At 72.4% G+C, this 22,065-nt stretch carries 23 protein-coding genes and 3 pseudogenes; 14 read left to right on the forward strand and 12 right to left on the reverse strand.

Features of this window, described 5'->3' with window-relative positions:
- Positions 1-138 precede the first annotated feature (138 nt).
- Positions 139-273 (forward strand): annotated as a pseudogene (locus tag AAW14_RS31700) (HoxN/HupN/NixA family nickel/cobalt transporter); the annotation flags it as partial.
- Positions 274-293: 20 nt separating this feature from the next.
- Here AAW14_RS31700 and AAW14_RS31705 read toward each other — a convergent pair.
- Positions 294-1,055 carry a YcnI family protein gene (locus tag AAW14_RS31705; protein ID WP_265567877.1) on the reverse strand — a complete coding sequence of 254 codons (762 nt, stop codon included), beginning with the start codon at positions 1,053-1,055 and terminating at the stop codon, positions 294-296.
- A gap of 41 nt (positions 1,056-1,096) precedes the next feature.
- Positions 1,097-1,702 carry a hypothetical protein gene (locus AAW14_RS31710; RefSeq protein WP_265567878.1) on the reverse strand — a complete coding sequence of 202 codons (606 nt, stop codon included), beginning with the start codon at positions 1,700-1,702 and terminating at the stop codon, positions 1,097-1,099.
- Between the two features lie 99 nt (positions 1,703-1,801).
- Here AAW14_RS31710 and AAW14_RS31715 point away from each other — a divergent pair, with 99 nt between their 5' ends.
- The gene (locus tag AAW14_RS31715) at positions 1,802-2,200 is read left to right on the forward strand and encodes a TOBE domain-containing protein (protein ID WP_265567879.1); all 399 of its coding nucleotides are present in this window, start codon (positions 1,802-1,804) and stop codon (positions 2,198-2,200) included.
- A 28-nt stretch (positions 2,201-2,228) separates the two neighbouring features.
- On the opposite strand, the gene AAW14_RS31720 is transcribed toward AAW14_RS31715, so the two are convergent.
- Positions 2,229-2,711, reverse strand: a complete 483-nt coding sequence (locus tag AAW14_RS31720; RefSeq protein WP_265567880.1) for a molybdopterin-dependent oxidoreductase — start codon at positions 2,709-2,711, stop codon at positions 2,229-2,231.
- A 192-nt stretch (positions 2,712-2,903) separates the two neighbouring features.
- Here AAW14_RS31720 and modA point away from each other — a divergent pair, with 192 nt between their 5' ends.
- The 8 genes from modA (at position 2,904) to AAW14_RS31760 (ending at position 9,803) form a co-directional block, all read left to right on the forward strand.
- The gene (modA, locus tag AAW14_RS31725) at positions 2,904-3,740 is read left to right on the forward strand and encodes a molybdate ABC transporter substrate-binding protein (RefSeq protein ID WP_265567881.1); all 837 of its coding nucleotides are present in this window, start codon (positions 2,904-2,906) and stop codon (positions 3,738-3,740) included.
- Positions 3,737-4,588, forward strand: a complete 852-nt coding sequence (locus AAW14_RS31730) for an ABC transporter permease (RefSeq protein ID WP_265567882.1) — start codon at positions 3,737-3,739, stop codon at positions 4,586-4,588. Before modA ends, AAW14_RS31730 begins: the two co-directional genes overlap by 4 nt.
- On the forward strand, positions 4,585-5,676 hold the full coding sequence (locus AAW14_RS31735) for an ABC transporter ATP-binding protein (RefSeq protein ID WP_265567883.1): 1,092 nt from the start codon (positions 4,585-4,587) through the stop codon (positions 5,674-5,676). Before AAW14_RS31730 ends, AAW14_RS31735 begins: the two co-directional genes overlap by 4 nt.
- 94 nt (positions 5,677-5,770) lie before the next feature.
- A complete protein-coding gene (locus AAW14_RS31740) occupies positions 5,771-6,190 on the forward strand; it encodes a TOBE domain-containing protein (RefSeq protein WP_265567884.1) in 420 nt (139 codons plus the stop codon).
- Between the two features lie 174 nt (positions 6,191-6,364).
- Positions 6,365-7,030 carry a DedA family protein gene (locus AAW14_RS31745; protein WP_265567885.1) on the forward strand — a complete coding sequence of 222 codons (666 nt, stop codon included), beginning with the start codon at positions 6,365-6,367 and terminating at the stop codon, positions 7,028-7,030.
- On the forward strand, positions 7,027-7,677 hold the full coding sequence (locus AAW14_RS31750; RefSeq protein WP_265567886.1) for a phosphatase PAP2 family protein: 651 nt from the start codon (positions 7,027-7,029) through the stop codon (positions 7,675-7,677). The genes AAW14_RS31745 and AAW14_RS31750 overlap by 4 nt, the downstream gene beginning before the upstream one ends.
- A gap of 48 nt (positions 7,678-7,725) precedes the next feature.
- Positions 7,726-8,388 (forward strand): response regulator transcription factor, encoded by a 663-nt coding sequence (locus tag AAW14_RS31755; protein ID WP_265567887.1) that lies wholly within the window; start codon positions 7,726-7,728, stop codon positions 8,386-8,388.
- Positions 8,385-9,803 (forward strand): sensor histidine kinase, encoded by a 1,419-nt coding sequence (locus AAW14_RS31760; protein ID WP_265567888.1) that lies wholly within the window; start codon positions 8,385-8,387, stop codon positions 9,801-9,803. The genes AAW14_RS31755 and AAW14_RS31760 overlap by 4 nt, the downstream gene beginning before the upstream one ends.
- On the opposite strand, the gene AAW14_RS31765 is transcribed toward AAW14_RS31760, so the two are convergent.
- The 4 genes and pseudogenes from AAW14_RS31765 to AAW14_RS31780 all read right to left on the reverse strand — a co-directional run bounded on the left by AAW14_RS31765 (position 9,784) and on the right by AAW14_RS31780 (position 14,082).
- Complete coding sequence (locus AAW14_RS31765) at positions 9,784-10,683, reverse strand: hypothetical protein (RefSeq protein ID WP_265567889.1); 900 nt, start codon at positions 10,681-10,683, stop codon at positions 9,784-9,786. The genes AAW14_RS31760 and AAW14_RS31765 overlap by 20 nt on opposite strands.
- Before the next feature lie 151 nt (positions 10,684-10,834).
- Positions 10,835-11,526: pseudogene (locus AAW14_RS31770) on the reverse strand (hypothetical protein); the annotation flags it as partial.
- Positions 11,527-11,596: 70 nt separating this feature from the next.
- On the reverse strand, positions 11,597-12,571 hold the full coding sequence (locus tag AAW14_RS31775) for a lysylphosphatidylglycerol synthase domain-containing protein (protein WP_416223407.1): 975 nt from the start codon (positions 12,569-12,571) through the stop codon (positions 11,597-11,599).
- Positions 12,568-14,082: a hypothetical protein gene (locus AAW14_RS31780; RefSeq protein WP_265567890.1), complete on the reverse strand. Its 1,515-nt coding sequence runs from the start codon at positions 14,080-14,082 to the stop codon at positions 12,568-12,570. The genes AAW14_RS31775 and AAW14_RS31780 overlap by 4 nt, the downstream gene beginning before the upstream one ends.
- Before the next feature lie 260 nt (positions 14,083-14,342).
- Here AAW14_RS31780 and AAW14_RS31785 point away from each other — a divergent pair, with 260 nt between their 5' ends.
- Positions 14,343-14,744, forward strand: coding sequence for a BlaI/MecI/CopY family transcriptional regulator (locus AAW14_RS31785; protein ID WP_265567891.1), 402 nt, complete (start codon positions 14,343-14,345; stop codon positions 14,742-14,744).
- Positions 14,741-15,643, forward strand: a complete 903-nt coding sequence (locus AAW14_RS31790) for a M56 family metallopeptidase (protein WP_265567892.1) — start codon at positions 14,741-14,743, stop codon at positions 15,641-15,643. The genes AAW14_RS31785 and AAW14_RS31790 overlap by 4 nt, the downstream gene beginning before the upstream one ends.
- 133 nt (positions 15,644-15,776) lie before the next feature.
- On the opposite strand, the gene AAW14_RS31795 is transcribed toward AAW14_RS31790, so the two are convergent.
- Positions 15,777-17,354, reverse strand: coding sequence for a serine/threonine-protein kinase (locus AAW14_RS31795; protein ID WP_265567893.1), 1,578 nt, complete (start codon positions 17,352-17,354; stop codon positions 15,777-15,779).
- 421 nt (positions 17,355-17,775) lie between these two features.
- Here AAW14_RS31795 and AAW14_RS31800 point away from each other — a divergent pair, with 421 nt between their 5' ends.
- Positions 17,776-18,780, forward strand: a complete 1,005-nt coding sequence (locus tag AAW14_RS31800; RefSeq protein WP_265567894.1) for a ScbA/BarX family gamma-butyrolactone biosynthesis protein — start codon at positions 17,776-17,778, stop codon at positions 18,778-18,780.
- Between the two features lie 103 nt (positions 18,781-18,883).
- Here the strand turns inward: AAW14_RS31800 and AAW14_RS31805 are convergent, their stop codons facing one another.
- Both AAW14_RS31805 and AAW14_RS39905 read right to left on the reverse strand, forming a co-directional pair.
- Positions 18,884-19,789, reverse strand: coding sequence for an MFS transporter (locus AAW14_RS31805; RefSeq protein ID WP_265567895.1), 906 nt, complete (start codon positions 19,787-19,789; stop codon positions 18,884-18,886).
- A gap of 55 nt (positions 19,790-19,844) precedes the next feature.
- Positions 19,845-20,174 (reverse strand): annotated as a pseudogene (locus tag AAW14_RS39905) (MFS transporter); the annotation flags it as partial.
- Here AAW14_RS39905 and AAW14_RS31810 point away from each other — a divergent pair.
- Positions 20,062-20,775, forward strand: coding sequence for a TetR/AcrR family transcriptional regulator (locus AAW14_RS31810; protein ID WP_416223408.1), 714 nt, complete (start codon positions 20,062-20,064; stop codon positions 20,773-20,775). The pseudogene AAW14_RS39905 and the gene AAW14_RS31810 sit on opposite strands and share 113 nt — an antisense overlap.
- A 97-nt stretch (positions 20,776-20,872) precedes the next feature.
- Here the strand turns inward: AAW14_RS31810 and AAW14_RS31815 are convergent, their stop codons facing one another.
- Positions 20,873-21,091: a hypothetical protein gene (locus AAW14_RS31815; protein ID WP_265567897.1), complete on the reverse strand. Its 219-nt coding sequence runs from the start codon at positions 21,089-21,091 to the stop codon at positions 20,873-20,875.
- 422 nt (positions 21,092-21,513) lie between these two features.
- Positions 21,514-21,975 (reverse strand): hypothetical protein, encoded by a 462-nt coding sequence (locus tag AAW14_RS31820; RefSeq protein ID WP_265567898.1) that lies wholly within the window; start codon positions 21,973-21,975, stop codon positions 21,514-21,516.
- Positions 21,976-22,065: the final 90 nt, after the last annotated feature.

Genomic DNA, 22,065 nt, shown 5'->3' on the forward strand with positions numbered 1-22,065 from the left:
TAGCGCACGCTCCGCCCCTTCCCTCTCGCCCGTGACCACCTCGGCCGTCCGCTACAGCCGCAGCGCCTGCGAGACGGCCGGGGCGTTCATGCCGGTCGCCACCGCGAGATCGGAGACGGCGAGTGGTCCGGACCGGTGCAGGGCTTCGACCTGGACAACGTGGGCTTCATCATCGTCGGGCTGTTCGTGGTCGTATGGGCCGCCGCCCTCGCGTACCGGCGGCCGGCCAAGGTCGAGGAGCGTTGGGCTCCCCGTCCCGCCGAGGGGAGTTGACCCGGCGGGACGGGATCAGATCACTCGGAGGCGGACGTACCGGTACGGCCGCGGGCGATCACGAAGCCCGCGGCCCCCAGACCCAGAGCGCCGGCGACCAGGCCGGCGATGCCGAGCCCGCGGGCGGTGGAGTCACTGCCGGCCGAGGCCTTCGCCGAGGAGTCCGTCGAGGACGAGCCGCTCGGCTTGTCCGCGGCTCCGGAGGGGGCCGCCGCCGAACCGCCGCCCTCCGCCGTGCCCTTGGCGGTCAGCCGGACGACGGGGGCCGGGTTCTGCGGCTCGGCTCCGCCCTGCTTGGACTCCTCGATCCAGCGGACGACGTTGCCGTCGGAGTAGGTCTGCAGCGCCTTGAAGGTCAACTGGTCGGTGTCGTCGGGGAGCTGGCCGAAGGCGACGTCGAAGTCCTCGTACTGGCCGTGACGGATACGGCCGCCGGTCCAGGTGATCTCGGAGACCGCGTCGGTGATGGTGCCGTCGTCGGTCTTGATCGGGGTCTTGAGCTTGGTGGTGGTCACCTGCGCGTCCCAGCCGTCCCGCGGGGAGACAAGGACGCCCAGGACCGGGTGGTCGGTGGGCAGGAAGACCTGCACCTTGGTGGTGGCGGCGGTGTCCTCCTCGTTGGGGACCCGGAAGGTCAGCACCCCGTCCGTGGCGCCCTTGGCGTAACTCTCCGGATGGACGGTGACGTGTGCGAAGGCCGTACCCGCCGCGGTGAGGACACCGACGGCGGTGAGGGCGACGAGGGTGCCTGCGCGGCGCAGGGTGGAAGGCATCGGGGACATGACTGGGGAAGCTCCGTACTCGTGCTCGATATTCGGGGGGTTCAGTTCGTGTACGAGACGAGCCGGGGCGGTCCGCGCCGGGACAGGGCGTGCCGGAGCAGCGCCTGCCGCAGGGGGCGGCGCCGGGGAGCGTCCGGGCGCGGGGGCCTGTTGTACGCGGGCAACGGCGCCGTGTGCCACCAGGCGGCGAGGCCCGGGACGAAGGCGACCGCCTTGCGCAGCAGCGACCACAGGGAAGCCTCGCCGCGCCGCAGGCACCAGGAGGCGAGCAGGGCGGCGGCCAGGTGCACGGCGATGGCGTGGGAGGTCATCGCGTGCGGCTGGGAAGCCATGTGCATGCCGGGCGGCATCCCCGGCATGTGCATCGGCATGTCTGGCGGCCCGGCCGCGTCGAAGGCGAGATGGAGCCCGCCCTGCACGACGAGCATCGCGACGGATATGCCGGCGAGCGAGCGTTCACGCCCCGCGAGCACCGTGCCGGCGGCGAACACGGGCAGGAATCCGGCCGCGTCCACCCACACCGGTGGAACGGCGCCCGTGGCCAGTTCGTGTCCGCCGACGGCGAGCAGCACGCACACGGCGGCGAACGCAGCCGCGCGCGCACCCCGAACCGTCCAGGACACACCCATGGGGTGGAATCCTGCCATGCACGCGCGATCCGCCATGTCGGTTTCCGCAGACCCGGCGCGCGGCGGCCCTCCGGGGCGCGTTCGGCGGTGCCGGAACGGACGCCTATCGTGGCGCACATGCAGTCCTACACAATCGGCCAGGCCGCCCGGCTGCTGGGGGTGAGTCCGGACACCGCGCGACGGTGGGCGGACGCGGGCCGGGTGGCGACCCGGCGCGACGAGAGCGGGCGGCGGGTCATCGACGGCAAGGACCTGGCCGCGTTCTCGGTGGAACTGGCCCGCGGCGGCACCGGCGAGGAGGACGTCCCCTCGTACACCTCGGCCCGCAACGCGTTCCCGGGAATCGTCACCGCCGTGAAGCTCGGTGACGTGGCCGCCCAGGTGGAGATCCAGGCGGGTCCGCATCGTCTGGTCTCCCTGCTGACCCGGGAGGCCGTGGAGGAGCTGGGCCTGGAGGTCGGGATGGAGGCCACCGCCCGCGTGAAGTCGACGAACGTCCATATCGACCGGACTTGAACGGGCGGCGGCCCCGACGGCCGGGCGTTCAGGTCCAGCGCCCGTAACGGCCGTCGACCCGTATCGCGTTGATGCCGCTGACGTACCGTGCCCCGCAGCGGTCCTGCGGCAGCACGAGCTGGGGTCCGGACCGGGCGAGCGGGATGTCGTCCATACCGGCCGCGAGCAGCACGGGCGCACCGCCGAAGTCCGGATCGATCTCGGCCCAGGACAACAGGGCGTGGTGGCCGTCCGTGCCCGTGACGGCGATCAGGAAGCGCAGACGGTCCTTGCGCCGGACGGGATCGAACGCGGGACCGGCGGCCGAGAGCACGTCGTGCAGCAGCGGGCCCTCGAACCAGTGGTGGCGTACGCCGCTGGTGGCGCACTCGAATCCGACCCGCACCCGGTGCTGGCGCCAGGCCAGCAGGTCGGGGACGGTCAGCCGGACGGGACGCGCGAGGTCCCCGGTCAGCGCGAGCTCCGCCGGTGCAGCGGCGTCGGCGACCGGATCGGTCAGGGACTGGCCCACAGGTCACCACCTCCCGGGTGACCGGTACCCGGACCGCGCCCCCGTGCAAACGCACATGCGACCCCCATCGGCCGACGACCCGGCTCATGCGATGCCACAGCAGACTTCCCGATGGCATCTGCGTCAGTATGATCGGCGTATCGGAGGGGTCCGCGAGATCTCTCCTGGACGAGCTGAGGGAGTGGACCCGTGATGACCCGTTCCGCGCGCCGGACCCGCCGGACACTGCAGGCGACCGGCGCGGGAGCCGCCGCGCTGCTGGCCCTGAGCGCATGCTCCTCCTCGTCGGACTCCGCCACGACGGCGTCGTCCTCGTCGTCCTCGTCGTCCTCGTCGTCCTCGTCGTCGAAGCTGTCCGGCACGGTGACCGTCTTCGCCGCCGCCTCCCTCAAGGAGAGCTTCACCACCCTGGGCAAGGAGTTCGAGAAGGAGCACCCCGGCACCAAGGTGTCCTTCAACTTCGGCGGCAGCGACACCCTGGCCGCGAGCATCACCGGCGGCGCTCCCGCCGACGTCTTCGCCGCGGCCAGCCCCAAGACGATGGCCCTGGTGACCGACAAGAAGGACACGGCCACCGCCCCCGCCACCTTCGTGCGCAACCAGTTGGAGATCGCCACCCTGCCCGGCAACCCGGGCAAGGTGTCCTCCCTGAAGGACCTCACCAGGTCCGGTCTGAAGGTCGTGCTGTGCGACAAGACCGTGCCGTGCGGGGCCGCCGCGCAGAAGGCGCTGGCCGCGAGCCATCTGAAGCTGACACCGGTCTCCTACGAGCAGGACGTCAAGGGCGCCCTGACGAAGGTGGAGCTGAAGGAGGCCGATGCCGCGGTCGTCTACCGGACCGATGTGAAGGCGGCGGGTGAGAAGGTGACAGGTGTGGAGTTCCCCGAGTCGGCGAAGGCCGTCAACGACTACCCGATCGCCCTGCTGAAGAACGCGCCCAACACCGAGGCCGCCAAGGCGTTCATCGCGCTGGTGCAGTCCGCCGAAGGCCGCCAGGTCCTGACCCGGGCCGGGTTCCTCCAGCCATGACCCTGCTCGGCACGTCCGACACCGCGGCCGAGACCCTGCCGGGCAGGCCGCGGCGCGGGCGTGTCCGCCGGGCGGGGATACCGCTGCCGCTGCTGCTGCCCGCGCTGGCCGGTCTGGCGTTCCTGCTGCTGCCGCTGCTCGCCCTGCTCATCAGGACCCCGTGGCGCACGCTGCCGGACCAGCTGACCAGCCCGGAGGTGTGGCAGGCGCTGCGGCTGTCCCTGGTGACCGCGACCGCCGCCACCGCCGTGAGCCTGGTGCTGGGCGTGCCCCTGGCGTGGTTGCTGGCGCGCACGGACTTTCCGGGCCGGTCTGTCGTACGGGCCCTGGTGACGCTGCCGCTCGTACTGCCCCCCGTGGTGGGCGGTGTGGCGCTGCTGCTGGCGCTCGGGCGCAACGGGGTCGTGGGGCGGTGGCTGGACGCGTGGTTCGGGATCACGCTGCCGTTCACCACGGCCGGGGTGGTGGTGGCCGAGGCGTTCGTGGCCATGCCCTTCCTCGTCATCAGTGTCGAGGGCACGCTGCGGGCCGCCGATCCGCGCTACGAGGAGGCCGCCGCGACGCTCGGCGCCTCCCGCTTCACCGCGTTCCGCCGGGTCACGCTGCCGCTGATCGCGCCGGGCATCGCGGCCGGCGCGGTGCTGGCATGGGCGCGGGCACTCGGCGAGTTCGGGGCCACGATCACCTTCGCGGGCAACTTCCCCGGCCGTACGCAGACGATGCCGCTGGCCGTCTACCTGGCGCTGCAGAACGACCCGGCGGCCGCGATCGCCCTGAGTCTGGTGCTGCTCGCGGTGTCGGTCGCGGTCCTGGCCGGGCTGCGGGACCGCTGGATGACGGCGTCATGACCCACATCGGCCAGGCCACCGCCCACAGCACCCCCGCCGAAGTGCGCGCCGAGGGTCTCGACGCGCGGGTCGTCGTCGAGCGCGGCTCCTTCCGGCTCGACGTGGCGCTGACCGCCGCGCCCGGGGACGTCGTCGCCCTGCTCGGGCCCAACGGCGCGGGGAAGACCACCGCCCTGCGCGCACTGGCCGGGCTCGTCCCGCTCTCCGACGGCCATCTGCGGCTGGACGGCGCCGCGCTGGACCGTACGCCGCCCGAGTCGCGCCCCGTCGGGGTCGTCTTCCAGGACTATCTGCTCTTCCCCCATCTGACCGCCCTGGACAACGTCGCCTTCGGCCCGCGGTGCCGGGGCGCGTCCAAGGCGGAGGCGCGGGCGATCGCCGCCACGTGGCTGGAGCGCATGGGCCTGGCCGACCACGCCGGTGCCAGGCCGCGTCGGCTGTCCGGCGGCCAGGCGCAGCGCGTGGCACTCGCCCGCGCGCTGGCCACCCGGCCCCGGCTGCTGCTCCTGGACGAGCCGCTCGCGGCGCTCGACGCCCGCACCCGGCTCGAGGTCCGGGCCGGGCTGCGGCGTCACCTCGCCGGGTTCGAGGCCGTGGCGGTCCTCGTCACCCACGATCCGCTGGACGCGATGGTCCTCGCCGACCGACTGGTGGTCGTGGAGCGGGGCAGGGTGGTCCAGGAGGGCACTCCGTCGGACATCGCCCGTCGTCCGCGTACGGACTACATCGCGCGGCTGGTGGGGCTGAACCTGTATCAGGGGGTGGCCGAGGGGCACGCCGTGCGGCTGGACGCCGGTCCCGCGATCACGACCACGGAGGACCTGTCGGGACCCGCCTTCGTGGCGTTCCCGCCGGGCGCCGTCACCCTCTACCGGGATCGGCCGAGCGGTTCCAGCGCGCGCAATCTGTGGCGGTGCGAGGTCGTGGGCCTGGAGACCCACGGCGACCAGATCCGCGCGGACCTCGCCGGTGATCTACCCCTCGCCGCGGACCTGACCACGGTGGCCGCGGCGGAGCTGGGCCTGCATCCGGGCGCCCCGGTCTGGGCGACCGTCAAGGCGGCACAGACACACGCGTACCCGGCCTGACGCGCCGGACGAGTGCGGCCCGGTGAATCCCGCTACCGTAGGCCCAGCCAGGGACAGATCCTGACAATCTCCCCACGCTCCGCGAGGCACGCCCATGAACCTGAGCATCCGCAACCAGATCCCCGGCACCGTCACGACCGTTACCCCGGGCGAGGTCATGGCGGCCGTGCGACTCCGGCTGACCGGCGGGCAGGACGTCACCGCAGCGGTCACCCTGGAGGCCGTCGACGAGCTGAACCTCGCCCCCGGTGCCTCCGTGCAGGCCCTGGTCAAGGCCACGGAGGTCGCGCTGGCCACCGCTCCGATGGCGGGCGTTTCCATCCGGAACCAGTTGCCCGGTACCGTCGTGGGCGTCACCACGGGCGGAGCCATGGCCTCGGTCAAGGTCACCATCGTGGGCGCGGCGCTGACGGCCGTGATCACCAAGAGCGCCGCCGAGGCCCTCGGTCTGGCGCCCGGCTCCTCGGTCGTCGCCCTCATCAAGTCGACGGAGGTCTCGCTCGCGACGGCCTGACCGCACCGCGCGTCACCGCCGGGATCCGGCCGCGTTTTCACCCGTCCCGGTGATCACGGGAACGTTCGGCACCCGGTCATCGTCTACAGTTCAGTAGACGGTCTACATGTATGTAGTCAGCAGCCGGGTGGCGCCACATCGCGCCCGGCCTCCCGGACGGAAGGGCTCGCGACGATGGCCACATCCCTGTCACTGGGGTCACAGCTCGCGGTGAATGTGCTGGACGCCCAGTCCCTGCTCGCGGCCTTCGGCGTGCTGGGCGTGGGCGTCGTGATGTTCGCCGAGACGGGCCTGCTCATCGGGTTCTTCCTGCCCGGCGACTCCCTGCTGTTCACGGCGGGCCTGCTGTGCACCGGCACGGGTCAGCACGGCGTGAAGCTGTCCCTGCCCCTGCTGCTGGTCGCCGCGGCCGTCGGCGCGCTCACCGGGTCCCAGGTCGGCTATCTGCTGGGGCGCAAGGCGGGCGGCGCACTGCTCGCCCGCAGCCGCTCGGCCCGGCTGCACGAGGGCGCGCAGCGCGCCGAGGAGCTCCTGGAGCGGTACGGCCACGCGAAGGCGATCGTCCTGGCCCGCTTCGTGCCCGTGGTGCGCACGGTGCTGAACCCGATGGCCGGCGCACTGCAGGTGCCGGTGCGGACCTTCACCGTCTGGCAGGTGGTCGGCGGCCTCGTCTGGAGCCTCGGCCTCACCCTCGGCGGATACGCGCTCGGCTCGTCGGTGCCCAATGTCGACAAGTACCTGCTGCCCATGATCGCGTTGATCGTCGCGATCTCGCTGACCCCCCTCGCCCTGGAGCTGCTGCGCTCCCGCCGGGCCGCGAAGGAGGGTGTCCGCGGATGATGTACGCCTTCGACGGGTCGTCGATCGACGGCTCCGCCTACCGGGACGTGATCGGCCTGACCCACCGCGTCCCCGGCTGGCTGGACTCCCTGATAACCGCCTGGTCGACCTACGGGCTCGGGCTGTTCGCCGTGCTGATGGTGGTCGGCTGGTGGCGTGCGCGTCGCACCGGATCCGGTGCCGCGCTGGTCGCCCTGGCGGCCCCGGCGGTGGTCGTCCTCGCCTACGCGGCGAACTCCGTGGTCAAGCTGATCGTCCGCGAGGACCGCCCCTGTCAGAGCCTGCACGTGGCCACGCTGGAGGCGTGCCCGGCACCGGGTGACTGGTCGTTCCCCAGCAACCACACGGCGATAGCCGCGGCTGCCGCGGTGGCCCTGATATTCGTCTCGCGGCGGATCGGCTACCCCGCGCTGGTGGCGGCCGGTGCCATGGCGGCCTCCCGGGTCTGGGTCGGCGCCCATTACCCGCACGACGTGGTGGCCGGGTTCGTCGTCGGTGCCCTGGTCGCGTCCGTCGCGATGATCACCCTGAGCCGCCGCCCGGAGGCCCTCGCGGTTCGTCTGGAGACCACCCGGCTGCGTCCCCTGCTCACGGCGTCAGGACCCGGACGGGACGCCGCCCCTGAGCGGACGGGCACACCCGCGTAGTCCGGCGGTACCGGCGGCCCGCCGGACCGGCCGAGCCCACGGAGGACCATGCGTCAAAAGATCCTTGTCGTCGAGGACGATCACGCGCTGCGGGACGTGCTGCTGCGCGGCCTGCGGGACGAGGGGTACGACACCGTGCCCGCCGCGGACGGTGCGACCGCCCTGCGGCTGGCCGGCGACGACGTCTCCGCGGCCGTCCTGGACATCGGGCTGCCGGACGCGGACGGCCGGGACGTGTGCCAGGCGATCCGGGCCGGCGGCTTCCTCGCTCCGGTGATCTTCCTGAGCGCCCATCACCGGCTCGCGGACCGGCTGTCCGGGTTCTCCGCAGGCGGCGACGACTATCTGCCCAAGCCCTTCCACCTCGCCGAACTCGCCGCCCGGCTGCGGGCGGCACTCAAGCGGGCCGCGCCCGGCCCGGCGCCCACCGCGGGAGACCTCGTTCTGGATCCCGTCCGGCACGGCCTGACCGTGCGCGGCCGGCATGTGGATCTGACACCGACGGAGTTCCGTCTCCTCGCGGCGCTCATGGCGGCGTCCGGGGACATCGTGCGCCGCCGCGAGCTGATCCGGGCGGGCTGGCCCGAGGGCGCCCTGGTCAGCGACAACACCCTGGACCAGTATCTGACCCGCCTGCGCCGCAAGCTGCGCGAGTCGGGCAGCGGTCCGACGATCACCACCGCGCGCGGCATCGGCCACCGACTGTCATGACGGCCGCGCACACCCGGCAGGGGCGAGGGGCCTCATGGTCCGCGTCCCTGCTCGCCCGGCTGGTTCCGCGCACCCTGCGCGGCCGTCTCTCCCTGGTCGCACTCACCACGGCCACCCTGCTGATCGTGATCCTCACCGTCGCCTTCAACACCGTGGTCCGGCACCACCTCCAGCGCCAGGCGGACGACGAGTTGCGCACCCGCGGCGCGGCGGTCGCCACGACCATCGACACCAGGGGCCCGAAGGTGCGCATCCTCGAGACCTCCCACGACGCGCTCCTCGACTCCAACGTATGGATCTACGCCGGTACGCGCCTGCTCGAACAGCCCTCCTCCGCCGCCGCCCACGGGCCGCTGACCCGGGTCGCGGACCAGCTGGTGGCGGGCGGCGGCCGGGACTGCGTCACCGTCGACGGACACCGCGGGCACGGTCCCGTCCGTCTGTGCGCCCGGCGCGTGCCCACCCGCGCCGGTGCGGGCGGGGCCACGGTCGTCACCGCCCTGGACCTGTCGCCGTACCGCAGTTCGGCGGACACGCTGCTGCTGGGCTCCTTCGTTCTGGACGTCGTGATGCTCGCCTGCACCTACGCCCTCACGCGTCTCGCGGTCGGGCGGGCGCTGCGTCCCGTCGGCACCATGACCGACCAGGCCACGCAGTGGAGTGCGGTGGCCTCCGAGGAGCGGTTCGGCCGGATACGACGGCCGGCCGAACTGGCCCGGCTGGGCGCGTCGTTGGACGCGCTGCTCGACCGCATCCGGGCCGTGCTGCGCCATGAGCGCCAGCTGACCGCGGAGCTCTCGCACGAGCTGCGCACGCCGCTCAGCCGAATCGTCGCCGAGCTGGACTGGTGGCAGGCCCGCCCCCGCACGGAGGCCGACACCAGGGCCAGCCACACGGTGATCGCCGAAGCCGCGCAGTCGATGCGCACCATCTGCGACACGCTCCTGGACGATGCCCGCGAGGGAACGACGACGGTGCCCGGGACGGCCGGCGTGCTGCCCACGCTGCGGCGTCTGGCCGCGGGCCTCGAGCCCCCAACCGGGGTGACGGTTGAGGTGCGCGGCGCGGACGAGCGCCTGGAGGCCGGGGTCCAGGCCGCCCTGCTCGAACGGATCGTCAGTCCACTGCTCGCCAACGCCCTGCGGTACGCCCGCTCGTACGTCGCCGTCGAGGTCCGGCACACCGGCGACGGCATACGCGTCGACATCACGGACGACGGTCCGGGTGTGCCGCAGTCGTTCGCCGCTGAGCTCTTCCAGCCCGGACGGCGGGCCGATCCGGACGACGGGCACGGCGGAGCGGGCCTGGGACTCCCGCTTGCGCGGCGCCTGGCCCGCTCCGCCGGCGGCGAGGTGCGCCACGATCCGCGGCACACCCCGGGCGCACGGTTCGTGGTCAGCCTGCCCGCCGGGTAACCGGCTCCCGGTCGTCGGCGACGGGCAGGAGCACGACGGCCCGCCCGCGTTCCCGGACATGGCAGTAGGCCATCAGGCCGAGGAGGACCACGAGCAGTACGGCCGAGGAGCCCGCGGTGCCGAGGTCGAGGCCGCCCTTGGCGGCCGGTTTGGTGAGGAAGTCACCGGCGGTGGCGCCGAGCGGGCGGGTGAGGACGAAGGCGATCCAGAACAGCAGCACGTTGGGCACCGCCGGAACCGGCATCAGGGCGAGGAGCGCCAGCAGCACCCCCGACACGAGCAGCGCGGAGCCCGCGTATCCGAGGCCCGAGCTGTCGGAGAGAAAGTCGCCCAGCGAGGTGCCGAGGGTGTTGGAGACGAGGATCGCCGACCAGAACAGGGCTTCGCCGCGGAGACTGACGATGTCGCGGATCTGGAAGGTCATCCCGGTCCACTTCCAGACCCCGAAGACGACCAGCAGGATCGAGACGAGGATGGCGGCGCCCACGGGGTAGCCGAGGCCCAGGCCCTGGGGGCCCCAGCCGAGTGACGTGGTCCCCTTCGCGAGGTACTCGGCGCCGGCGTCGCGGTTCATGAAGTCGGACATCGTCGTGCCGGCCATGCTGGTCGACAGAATGACGGTCCAGTAGAAGAAGGGGTTGTAGCGGGACGAGCGGAGCTGGACGACCAGGGTCACCACGAAGATCAGGAACAGCGCGATCGTGGTCAGGAAGTAGCCCAGCCTGAGGGTCTGGGCGAAGAGGTCGCCCGCCGTCTCGCCCAGGGTGGTCGCCGCGATCTTCATGATCCAGAAGGCCAGGGTGACCTCGGGCAGCTTCTTCATCACGCTCTGGCGCGCCTCTGCGGCCCCGAGGCCGGTGAGAACTTCGGACTCGTCCACGGTGCGGACACTCCTGTTCGTGCACGGCACAGGGCGCTCGTCCATGCGAGCGCCCTGTGCGGACGGAGGGAACGGCCGCACTGCGGCGGTCGTGTCGGTGTCCGACCCTCTCAGCGGTGACGGCGGTTGGCGCTGAAGACGTGGCGGAGCGTCACCCGGCGTGTCCGGCCGCCCGCTCCGGCTCGGTGACGTCCTTGCGGGTCACCGTCAGATGGATGACCAGGCCGAGGATGACCGTCCGGAACAGCGCGCTGGTCACACGGTGCCGAGGCCGAGGCCGCCGTCGCCGGTCGGCTGCGCGAGGTAGTCACCCATCGAGGCGCCCAGCGGACGGGTGAGGACATAGGCGATCCAGAAGCTCCACACGGCGTCCAGGCCGAGCGCGAAGCGGGCCACCGCGACCGCGGCGAGCGCCAGGGCGAACAGGACCGCGGAGACCCAGTAGCCCAGATCCATCTGCTCGGCGACCAGGTCGCCGGCCGCGGTGCCGAGGGCGAAGGTGAACAGGACCGCCGGCCAGTAGAAGGCCTCGCGGCGCGTGGAGTCGATGTGGTGGATCGACATGGTCCGCTCGGTGCGGTGCCAGGCGGCGAACACGATCGCGAACACCGTGGTGCTGGTCGTCAGGGGTACACCCAGGTTGTCCGTGAGGTTGTCGCTGATCAGGGTGCCGACGACCCTGATCAGGGCCACGGCGAGCCAGTACACGCCGGGGCGGTAGGCCTTCGTACGGAACTGGACCATCAGCACCACCACGAGCAGCGCGCTCATCAGCAGCGACACGCCGTCCAGGCCCAGGCCGAGGTCCGAGTTCAGCAGGTCGGCCGCGGTCTCGCCGACAGTCGCGCGCGAATCACGCACTGCGGCGCACATGGAGCGGCACCGGCTCGGGGAGGGCTGACGGGCTCGCCGGTCACAGTGCCTTGCGCCGTACGAGGACGCCGAGCACCACGAGTCCGGGCACCAGCGGCAGCCACACCGTCAGCAGCCGGTAGCCGAGGACGACGGAGGCGGCCGCGCTGCCGGGGGCTCCGGCGAGTGTGAGGGCGAGGGCGAGCGCGGCATCCAGGGAGCCGAGGCCGCCGGGGGTGGGCAGCAGTACGGCCGCGCTGCTCGCCGCGAGGTAGGCCAGCGCAACTCGCCCGAGCGGCACCGGCAGGCCGAGGGAGCGGGTCACCGCGATCACTACCAGCGAGTGCAGCAAGGCGAAGGCCAGCGAGCCGCCCCACAGCGCGGCGGCCCGGTGAGGGAGCCGGTGAACGGCCCGTACGTCCGCGAGGACCGCCCGTGCGGCCCGCCGTGGCGGGCCGGGCAGCAGCACCACGAGCGCCGCGGCCGCGAGCACCGCGGCCCCCAGCGCGACCGTGGAGCCGCGAGGGAGGCGCAGGAGCCCGGGGCCGGCGAGCGCGAGGACGGCGATCAGCGCCCCGCGGGTGACGCCGCCGGCGGTCGCCTTGACCGCGAGCGCGGTCGCCGAGCGGGTCACGGGCAGTCCGCAGCGGGTCAGGAAGCGGAGGTTGACGGCGCCGGCGCCGAGGCCCGCGGGCAGTACGTGGTTGGCGGCGGACGCGGCGAACTGCGCCGCCACCAGCCGCCCCCCGGGCAGCGTCGCGGCCACCGCGCCCTGCTGGGCCAGTGCCGAGCAGGACCACGTGAGCAAGGTGGCCGTCGCCCCCAGCAGCAGCCAGCCGGGGTCGGCGGAGGCGAGGCGGTGGGCGCCGGCCTCGATGACGGGCCACTGGTGGCTCGCGAGCAACGCGGCGCCGACGAGGACGGCGAGGGAGACGGCCGCGTGCCAGGGGGCGGCTCTGCGCGGAGCATCCGCCCCTATGGTCCGGGCCGTCACCTGGGTGCCCGATGCCATCTCGGTGGGCGTCGGAAGGGTCATCCGCGTCCGCCCTCGGTCGTCGTCGGGGCGACGTACATGCGTACGCCGTCGAGGGAGTGGGGGGTCCAGTCACGCGCGTACGACGGTGGGCGGCTCATGGGGGTGCCCACGTACGCGGCGGGCATGCGCTGTGCGGTGCGCGTGATGGCGGCCGCGGTGCTGTTCCGGTTGTTGCCGTCGATCGCGGCGGAGGAGCAGCCGGCGTAGAAGGCGATCGGGATGGACTCGTCGCCGGTCAGCAGGCAGGGCGGTCGGACGCCGAGCCGGTGCAGTTCGGCGGCGGTGCGGGCCCAGGCGCGGTGGTCGGCGGTGGTGCGGTCCACGGTGCGGTGCAGCACGGTGTACTGCGCCGCCAGATGTCCGGCCAGCCCGATCGCCACGAGCGCCGCGGTGACCGGCCGCCACCGGCCGTCCGGTCCGGTGACCAGATGGAGGAGGGCCTCGGCGACGGGGATCGCGAGCAGGGCGTAGGCGGGGAGCAGGAAGCGGGGCGCGGCGTATCCGATCAGGAAGAGGTACGGGAAGGCCGCTGTCGCCGCACAGGCCAGTGGCACCAGGGTCCGGGCGGGGTATGCCGGGCGCCGGGCCCGGCAGGCGATGACCGCCGCGAGCACGGCGAGCAGAGGCAGCACGAACCACCATGCGATCACCGCGGGGTTGGGCATCGGGCCGGTGCACGGGCGGCACAGGGCGCGTCCGCCGAGGCTGCGCAACTGGTCGCCGACGGCGATGTTCCAGCCGAGGCCGCCCTGGATCCGGGACCCGTCGGACAGGCGTTGCAGGAGCCCCCCGTATCCGACGTAGGCCTCGATGATCCACTCGGCCGCCCCGGCGGCGAGCCCGCCGGCCAGCGCCAGCAGCAGGGGCAGACGCCGCCAGCGGCGTACGAGGAGCAGCAGGAGCAGTAGCGGTGCGGAGATCCAGATGCCGTCGGTGGGCCGCATCCACGTCATCAGTGCCGCGCTCGCGGCGACGCCCCACAGTGCCGGGCGGTCGGCCGTGTCCGCGTGGGCGCGCAGAAAGCATCCGGTGGCGGCCAGGGCGCCGATCGCGACCCAGTAGTTGGGCATGGCCTGCGGCCCGTAGAGCACCGTCACCCACAGACTCGCGAACAGGGCGCCGCCCACGGCGAGGACGCGGGCGGGGAACAGCCCCCGCCAGGCGCGCAGGGCGAGGAACAGGGCGGCACCGGACAGTACCGCGAGATAGACCCGGAGCAGTGGGGTGGACGAGGACCAGGAGGTGATGGGGGCGACCAGCAGCGATATGCCCCGGGCGCGTGGTGCGCTGAAGAACGCCGCGGGGGCGTGGGCGCTGACCTGACTGACGTACACGGTCTCGTCCCAGCCGAGTCCCATGCCCGGCCGTACGAGGAGGAGTTGGGCGAGTGTGAAGGTGCCCGCCACGAGGGCGATCAGGCCCTGGCCGCGGTCGCGCCACGACATGCCGGCCACCGACGGCTCTCCCTGCCGCCGGAAGCCTGCAAGTGTGGTGTTCGAGCTGCTGGCCATGACCCACCCTTCACTCCCTACGGACCGCAGGGGCATCACACCCTACAAGCCGTAGGGTTCTCGGTGGAAATCGGTAAAGAAGTCGGTAAAACACGGACAAGTTAGCGCGGGCGGCCAGGGGGTGCAGCGTGAGACCGGAGTCTGTCCCGCAGCCCCAGGTCACGGTTGCCCCGATCGAGTGAACCAGGTCTCTGCCGGGGGCTTCCGGCGGCCGGCGCGGTCACCGTTGCCGTTCCCCTACGCGCTGTAAGGTTACGGGCATGGCTGGCAGAGGCCCTCAGGGCAAGGCGGAACGGCGCAGTGCCGGGGAGTTGGAGAGCGAGGTGCTCGCGGCGCTGTGGGCCACGGAGCAGCCGCTCACGCCGGCCGAGATCCAGGCCGAGATCGACGGCGGCCTCGCCTACAACACCGTGCACACCATCCTGAAGCGCCTCTACGACAAGGGACTCGTTCTTCGTGACGTGGACGGCCGGCGCGGCGCCTACCGACCCGCCAAGAACGCGGCCCAGCTGACCGCCGAGGCCATGCACGAGGCCCTCGACCGCGGCCCGGACCCGATCGCCGCGCTCCAGCAGTTCGTCTCCGGCCTCAGCCCAGAGGAGGAGCAGGTCCTGCGTGACCTGCTCGGCGGACGACGGTTCGCCGGTGGAGGCGGGGCATGAGGATCGACGTCTATCTCCCGCTTCTGCTCTCGCTGCTGCTGGCCGCCCTGAGCCCGGTGGTCGGCCGACGGGTGGCCCCCGCGCTCGCGGCCCGGGTGCTGGCCGTCTCCGCCGTGTTCACCGCGGCCGCCACCGTCTGGTCGCTGTTCCTGCTCGCGATCACCCTGGTCAACCAGGCACCGCCGGTCGTCGCGCGGGCCCACAACGACGGCCGGCGGCTGCCCGAGCCGGTCCCGGAGGCGATCGCCCTCGCCGCGGTCCTGGCCCTCGTCCTCGTCGCCGTGCGCGTCCACCGGACCGCACGCGCCGAACGCGTCACGCGCCGAACCCTGCGGACGCTGTGCGCCGGGCATCCGCCGGACACGGAACTGGTCGTCGCGGAGTCGCCCGTGCCGCAGGCGTTCACCATTCCCGCCGGCGGTGGCGCACCCGGCCGGATCCTGGTCACCTCGGCGATGCTGCGCGCCCTCGAACCGGCGGAGCGCCGGGTGCTGCTGGCCCATGAGCGCGCCCATCTGGCCCACCGGCACGCGTTCCTGTCGGCCGCCGTGGCGCTCGCCGTCGCGGCCGACCCGCTGCTGACCCCCGTCCGCACCACGGTCACCTTCCTGGTGGAGCGCTGGGCGGACGAGCACGCGGCCGATGCGGTCGGCGACCGCTCCGCCACCGCCCGCGCCCTCGCGCGCGCGGCCCTGACCACCGGCGCCCCGGGCCCGTCATGCGCTCTGAACTTCACCGACCGCGCGGTCACCCGCCGCATAGCCGCCCTCCAGGCCGGTCCGCCCCCGCATCTGTGGCCTCTCGCCGCGACGACGCTCGCACTCGGCGCACTCCCGGCGCTCGGTGTCCTGGACGCAACGGGAGACCTGCTGTCGATGCTGGAGTACGTGCCGGTGTGACCGGGCGGATCGCCCGCGTCGTGGCAGCTGCTCATGACACCGGGGGCGGCTTGCGCGGGGTGGAACGGGTGTGTTCCAGGAGCTGCTCACCCCGTCCAGGGACCGCTGAGCCGACGAGCTCGAGCCGGCCCGGTCAGCCGGTCGTGGTGAAGCCGTCCCTGATGTGGTCGAAGACCGGGCGGTAGGCGTCCCACTTGGTGTCGGGGGCCGAGAGGTAGATGTCGTACTCCCGGCCGCCTTCCCTGCCGTAGCCGAGGTCGATTGCGCGGAAGACCCGGACGCGTCCCTGGAAGGTGAACTCCCACACCGCGGCCGGCTCCGACCGGAACGTGGTCTGCTGCATCCGCAGCCTGCGGTACGTCGGGTAGTTGACCTTCGTGTTCGTCTCGATGTCCGTGAAGTGCGCCATCGGGTTCGCACCGGCGGGTTCCACCGTCCCGATGGTGACGCCCGCCAGGCCGGAGGAGTCGGCGCAGGCGATCTGGTCGCTCGCCCGTTTGCCGGCCTTCCAGCCGTTCGGGACGGGGAAGGAGACGCCGAGCCGGCTGTCCGTGACGAGGTGGTAGCCCTCGGGAACGCGCGGGGGCGTGGGCGACGGAGGGGGCGTACTCCGGCTGTCGCGGGCCGCGGGCGTGGTCGCGTCGCGGTGCGACGGCCTGGCGTACAGCGCGACGGCCGTGGCCGCCGAGGCGACGGCGACCACGAGGGAGAGGAGGACGAGGCGCCGGCGGCCCCGGCGCCGTCCCCGTCCGTCCGTCGACGGGGACATCGTCTCGGGTGGCTCCGCGCCACGGGACGGTTCCGGTCCCGAGGCCGGCTCGGTCCGCTGGACCTCGACCGTGCGGCCGTCGGAGGGGCCGCGCGCGGAAGCCCGTGGCAACCGGGCCGTGGCGCCGCCCGACCACGCGGCCCGCAGAGCCCGTTCCGTCTGCTCCGCCGACGGGCGGTCCTCGGGGTTCTTGGCGAGCAGCGTCTCGATCAGCGGTTCCAGCGGGCCGGCCTGCTTCATCGGCTCCAGCGCGTCGACGGCAATGGCGTACGCGGTCTCCATCGCGGTCGTGCGACGGAACGGCGAACGCCCCTCCACCACCTGGTACAGCGTGGCGCCGAGCGACCACAGGTCCGACGCGGGGCCGGGACGCTGCCCGCGTATCCGCTCCGGTGCCATGTAGTCGATGGAGCCGACCATTTCCCCGGTCTGGGTCAGCGTCGACGTACCGGCCGTCAGCGCGATACCGAAGTCGGTGAGGACGACCCTGCCCCCGGCGCCGAGCAGGACGTTGCCGGGCTTGACGTCCCGGTGCAGCACACCGGCCGTGTGCGCGGCCCGCAGTGCGGCGATCATGCCCAGCCCGATGCGGGCCGCCACCTCGCTCGGCAGGGTCTCCCCGTCCTTGAGCAACGCGCCGAGCGTGATCGCCGGGACGTACTCCATGACGATGCAGGGCCGGCCGTCGTCGTCCAGGACGTCGTGGACCACGACCACGTTGGGATGCACGACACGGGCGGCGCTGCGAGCCTCGCGCCGCGAGCGCTCGTAAAGCGTGGCGAGTTCGTCGTCGGACAGGTGCCGCTGCGCGTGCAGCTGCTTGAGCGCGACCAGTCGGCCGAGCACCACGTCCTCCGCCCGCCACACGGTCCCCATACCGCCACGGCCTATTTCCTCCGTGAGCCGGTAGCGCCCGGCGACGAGCCGCCCCTCGTCCGACACAGCCTGCCCTCCGCCAGCCCTGCCCCCGTTCGATGTGCCCCGTCACCATAACCGCCCTTCCCGGACGTCGAGGTGGCAGGTGTGCTCCCGGCCCGGCGGGCCTCCGCGGCGGGTGGTCCGGGCCGAGCACCGCCGGCCGGGCCGATCTCACGGGCCGAGGGGGCCGGGCGGAGTTGCCCACAGCCTTCCTTGGCCACACCTTGGTCAGCCGGTCGTGACGGTGCGTGAGCTCGGTGGTCCCACGGACCGTGACGGTGGCGTGAGCTCGGTGTTAGCCGGGGCTGCGAGCGTGGCGAACCGGAGAACCCGGGTCACCCCGGCCGAGTCCCCGCGAGGCGCGAAAGGGGACGGGTGAGCCCGGATGAACCCGGCGGCACAGCCGTCGGGCATCACTGAGCAAAGCAAATGAAAAGGGATATAAGTGACCGTACTGACCGGGTCGAGGTCCGTGGACGCGGCGTTGAGCGCGCTCACCTACGAACGGACCGTGCCCAGAGGCCTCGTCCACCGTCACGCCCTGTCCGAGGTGTTCCTCACCGACGCAGCACGCGTGGACGACTCCCGCTTCGTCGCAGCCGCCCAACTGCCGCCCCTGCACGCCTACTACACCGACCACACCAACCCGACGGCCCTCGATCCGCTGCTGCTGCTGGAGTGCTGCCGACAGGCCGAGACCCATGCGGTGCACGCCCACTTCGGAGCGCCCTCCGGCACGAAGTTCGTCCTCCAGGAGTGGTCGATGAGGCTGTCGGGCGGTGCCGTGGCCGAGGCGGCCGGCCGACCGCTGCCGGTGACGATCGACGCCGCGACGCATGACGCCCAGTGGGTCGCCGGGACCCTCCGCGGTCTCGGGTACCGGATGCGGGTGGCGGTCTCGGGGCGGCCCGTCGCCGAGGTGACGATGCGGGTGAAGTACGTTGCCGACCACGTCTACGCGAAGCTGCGCGGCCGGGCGGGCGGTACGGCACCGACATCCGAGTCGTACCGTCGGGCGGCGACCGACGGGCTGGTGGAGCCCGCGCAAGTGGGGCGCAGGCGCCCGGAGAACGTGGTGCTGCTCGACCCGGTGGTCACCGAGGACGCCGTCACGACCCGGCTGCGGGTGGCCGGCGGGCACCCCAGCCTCTTCGACCATCCGCAGGATCATGTGCCGGGCATGGTTCTGATGGAGGCGGGGCGGCAGGCGGCCTTGCTGTCGGTCGGGGGCTCCGCCCCGGATCGGGCGGCGGAGTGGGCCGTGACGGGGTTGAGTGCGTCGTTCGGCGCCTACGCCGAACTGGACGAGCCGCTGACGGTGCGGGCGTACCGGTCCGAGGAGCGGGACACGGCCGCGGGAGCATCCGTCCGGGTCGGCTTCGAGCAGGGCGGAAGGAGCGTTGCCGAGGCCGCCTTCGTCCTGGAGCGGGGCGGTGCCGGCACGGAGTGAGTGCGCCCGGTGACGGCTGTTGCCGTCACCGGGCGGTCACCGCGCAGCCTGCGGCGCTGCGATTGCCGGCGAGAGCGAACAGGGCCTCGACGGCCGTCGGCGTTCAGGACTCCTGACCGGTGGCAGCGGGATCGAGGTCGTGGTCGCGCACCATGGTGAAGACGGCGACCGCGCCGGCGGCAGCCACGCAGGCGAGCACGACGTAGACCACACTCCACCCGTGCTCCAGACCCTGCACCGCTCGGTGCACCAGATCCTCTCCCCCACCGCGGCGCACCGAGCCCAGACGGCCCTGTACGACGTCGTCGGCCATCGCACCGGAGTCGGCGCGCCCCGCGGTGGACAGTCGCTGACGGGTGGCGGTGAGCAGCAGCCCGCCCACGCAGGCGACACCGATCGTCTCGCCCGCGACGCGCAGGGTGTTGAACATGCCCGAAGCCATGCCGCTGTGTTCGGGCGGTACGACGCTCACCGCCGCGTTGTCCATGACACCGAAGGCGAGACCGATGCCGATGCCGGCCAGCAGCAGCGCGGCGTACAGACCCGTCCGCGACGTGACCGGATCGGTGAGGGTCATCAGCAGCAGCGCCACGGCCAGCACGGCCGGGCCGACGGCCAGCAGCGTCCGCACCGAAAGCCGCTTCGCCAACGCACCGGAGAACAGCGGCAGTACGAAGACCGGCAGGGTGAGCGGCAGCAGCATCGCACCGGACTCCGTGGAACCGGCGCCGCCCGCTCCCTGGAAGTACGCGGGCAGGTAGACCAGAAGGGCCGCGAAGGCGAAGACGATACTGACGGGCTGCCAGATGATGGCGACGAAGGTGGGGCGGCGCAGCAGGTTCAGGTCGAACATGGGTTGGGCGCTGCGCAGTTCGACTGCTACGAAGGCGGCGAGGAAGAGGGCGGCCCCTGCGAAGGAGCCGAGCGTCTCGGCGCCCGTCCAGCCGCGCGAGGGTCCCTCCACGAAGGCGAGCGCGAGCAGCAGCAGGGCCAGGGTGAACGTGACCACGCCGGGCCGCGGGGTTGCGGGACTCGGGCAGGGGGCGGGCGAGGACCAGGACCACCGCGCCGAGAACCACGTTGAGGAGAAAGACGGCGTGCCAGGAGGCCGCGCCGACGAGCAGGCCGGAGACGAACGGCCCCATGGCCAGTCCGAAACCGATCGAGGCCCCGAAGATGCCGAACGCCCTGGCTCGCGCGGCCCCGCTGAACGTGTGCGCGAGCAGTGTCGAACCACTGGTCAGGACCGCTGCCGCGCCCATGCCCTGGACGAACCGGGCGATGTCCACGAGGACGATCGTGGGTGCCGTACCGGCCACCAGGGACGCGAGTGCGAAGACACCGGTGCCGGTCAGGAAGAGCCGGCGCAGCAAGCAGAGGATCAAGGACCGCATCTACACCTCCGCACTCACCCTGTTCGCCGAGCAGGGGTACGACCGCACCACGATCGACCAGATCGCGGAGCGGGCGGACGTGGCCCGCGGAACCTTCTTCAACTACTTCCAGCGCAAGGAGGACCTGGTCACGGCCTGGGCCGAGACGCGCAAGCGCCGCCTGGAAGAGTGCATGCACGAGTCCATGGACAGCCGTGACGACGGCGTCACCGTGCATCTGGAGCGCTGCATGCTGGCGCTCGCCGAGTTCAACGAGACGGAGCGGGAGATAACCTCCGCGATGCTCCAGGCCTGGGTGAAGGCGGGCCGCCCGCTGCTCGAGGAACCCAACGCGGGCCAGGTGTTCGCCACCATCGTCGAGGCGGGCCGTAAACGCGGCGAGATCGCCGTGGACATCGACCCCCTGCGGGTCGGCAACATCCTCCGCGACGCATACCTGGGCCTGCTCTACCGCTGGTCCCAGAGCCCGGAGCCACGGGTGCCGCTCCACATCGAACTGCGCGAGGTCCTGCGCATCGTGCTCACCGGGATCCTTTCCTACTCGCGGCAAGGACGCTACACGGAGGCAGCGGGGACGGCGGGTGCCGCCACCGGCCGGTGACCGAACGGGACGACGGCGTCGGCGGCAGCGACGCCGTACCCACCAAAACGGGTGTCCGGGGACGATCCGATGACGCCGGCGGCCGGACAGGGAGGGATCAAGGCGGTACCGTCTTCGGTGGGTCTGCCGTGAGCCCGGTGGTGCCGGCGAGGATCTCGTGCCTCTTGTCGTGGTGGCCGGCCTCCGCGGCCTCCCGGTGCGCCTCGTAGCTGGGCCACTCGGTGTACAGCAGTGCCCGAGTGCCGTCGGCGCTGTGCCGGAAGTGCGCCCGATCTTGCCCCGGGTGCCCGCCGTCCCTCGGCTGGTCGGCGATCACGGCGTCCGTGAAGGCGCGCTGTCACTCGACTCCATGACGTCCAAGGCCGCGGTGACCGGGCAGCCGGGCGTGCGAGTCTCGTCGGCTACGGCGAGACCGAGGTACCGGCGGTATCGAGACGGCCCCGCGAGTGCGGCTGTCAAGCCGCTGCCCCGCAGGTACGGGTCGTAGGCGGCGTCACCGGCCCCCTGTGCGCAGGTCAGCACAGTGCCACCGTCGGTGCTCAGGAACCAGGACAGCGCGGCGAGCCCGTGCGCCCACGGGCCGCAGCCGTGCCATTACGAACCCGTCCTCTCGGCAAGGACCAACTGACCGACGCCTCCCACCACCGTCCGAGTCGTGCCAGGATTCGTTCGATCACAGGTCACTGCTCGAACGTCCCGAATAAATTCGGATGCTTGTGTGTGCCGGCTCGGCCGGAGTCAGACACTCGTCCATGCTTCGATGAAGGCGTTACGTCCGGCCGCATCGGGCGACTTGTGGCCCGCGTGAAGAACGCGCCAGGCGGTGAGTTCCAGGTCCCGGAGCCACAGTTCGCCGATGACCTGTGTTTTGAGATCAGGGAGGTGGTCGGACTCGGCGAGCGCCTGGCCGATCACCTCTGCGGCCGCAACGCGCTGGGGAGGCGTCATCTCGTCTACGGCCGAGAGGATGTGTCCGGCCAGACCGGTTCCCTCTCCGGCCAGCGAACGCAGCACCAGGTCCTTGATATTGGTCGGCAGCAGGTAGGCGGTGCCCGAGGATCTCCACAGGTTCGACCAAAAGGGTTCTCCTGCGCCGGTGGGGGCGGGGAGCGCGGCCAGCAGTCCGAGGAGATGCGCGGTGGCCGCGTAGCCATCGGAGTGGGCCGCCGCGAGGACCGCTATGCCGGCGACACGCTCCACGTCGAAACGGCCGGTTTCGAATTGTGAGGGCAGCCCCAATCTTTGTTCCAGCTGATCTGCGAGGGGGGCGGATGCGTGGGAGGGGAACTC

It is taken from the genome of Streptomyces hygroscopicus (assembly GCF_026168105.1).
Taxonomy (GTDB): Bacteria; Actinomycetota; Actinomycetes; order Streptomycetales; family Streptomycetaceae; genus Streptomyces; species Streptomyces hygroscopicus_D.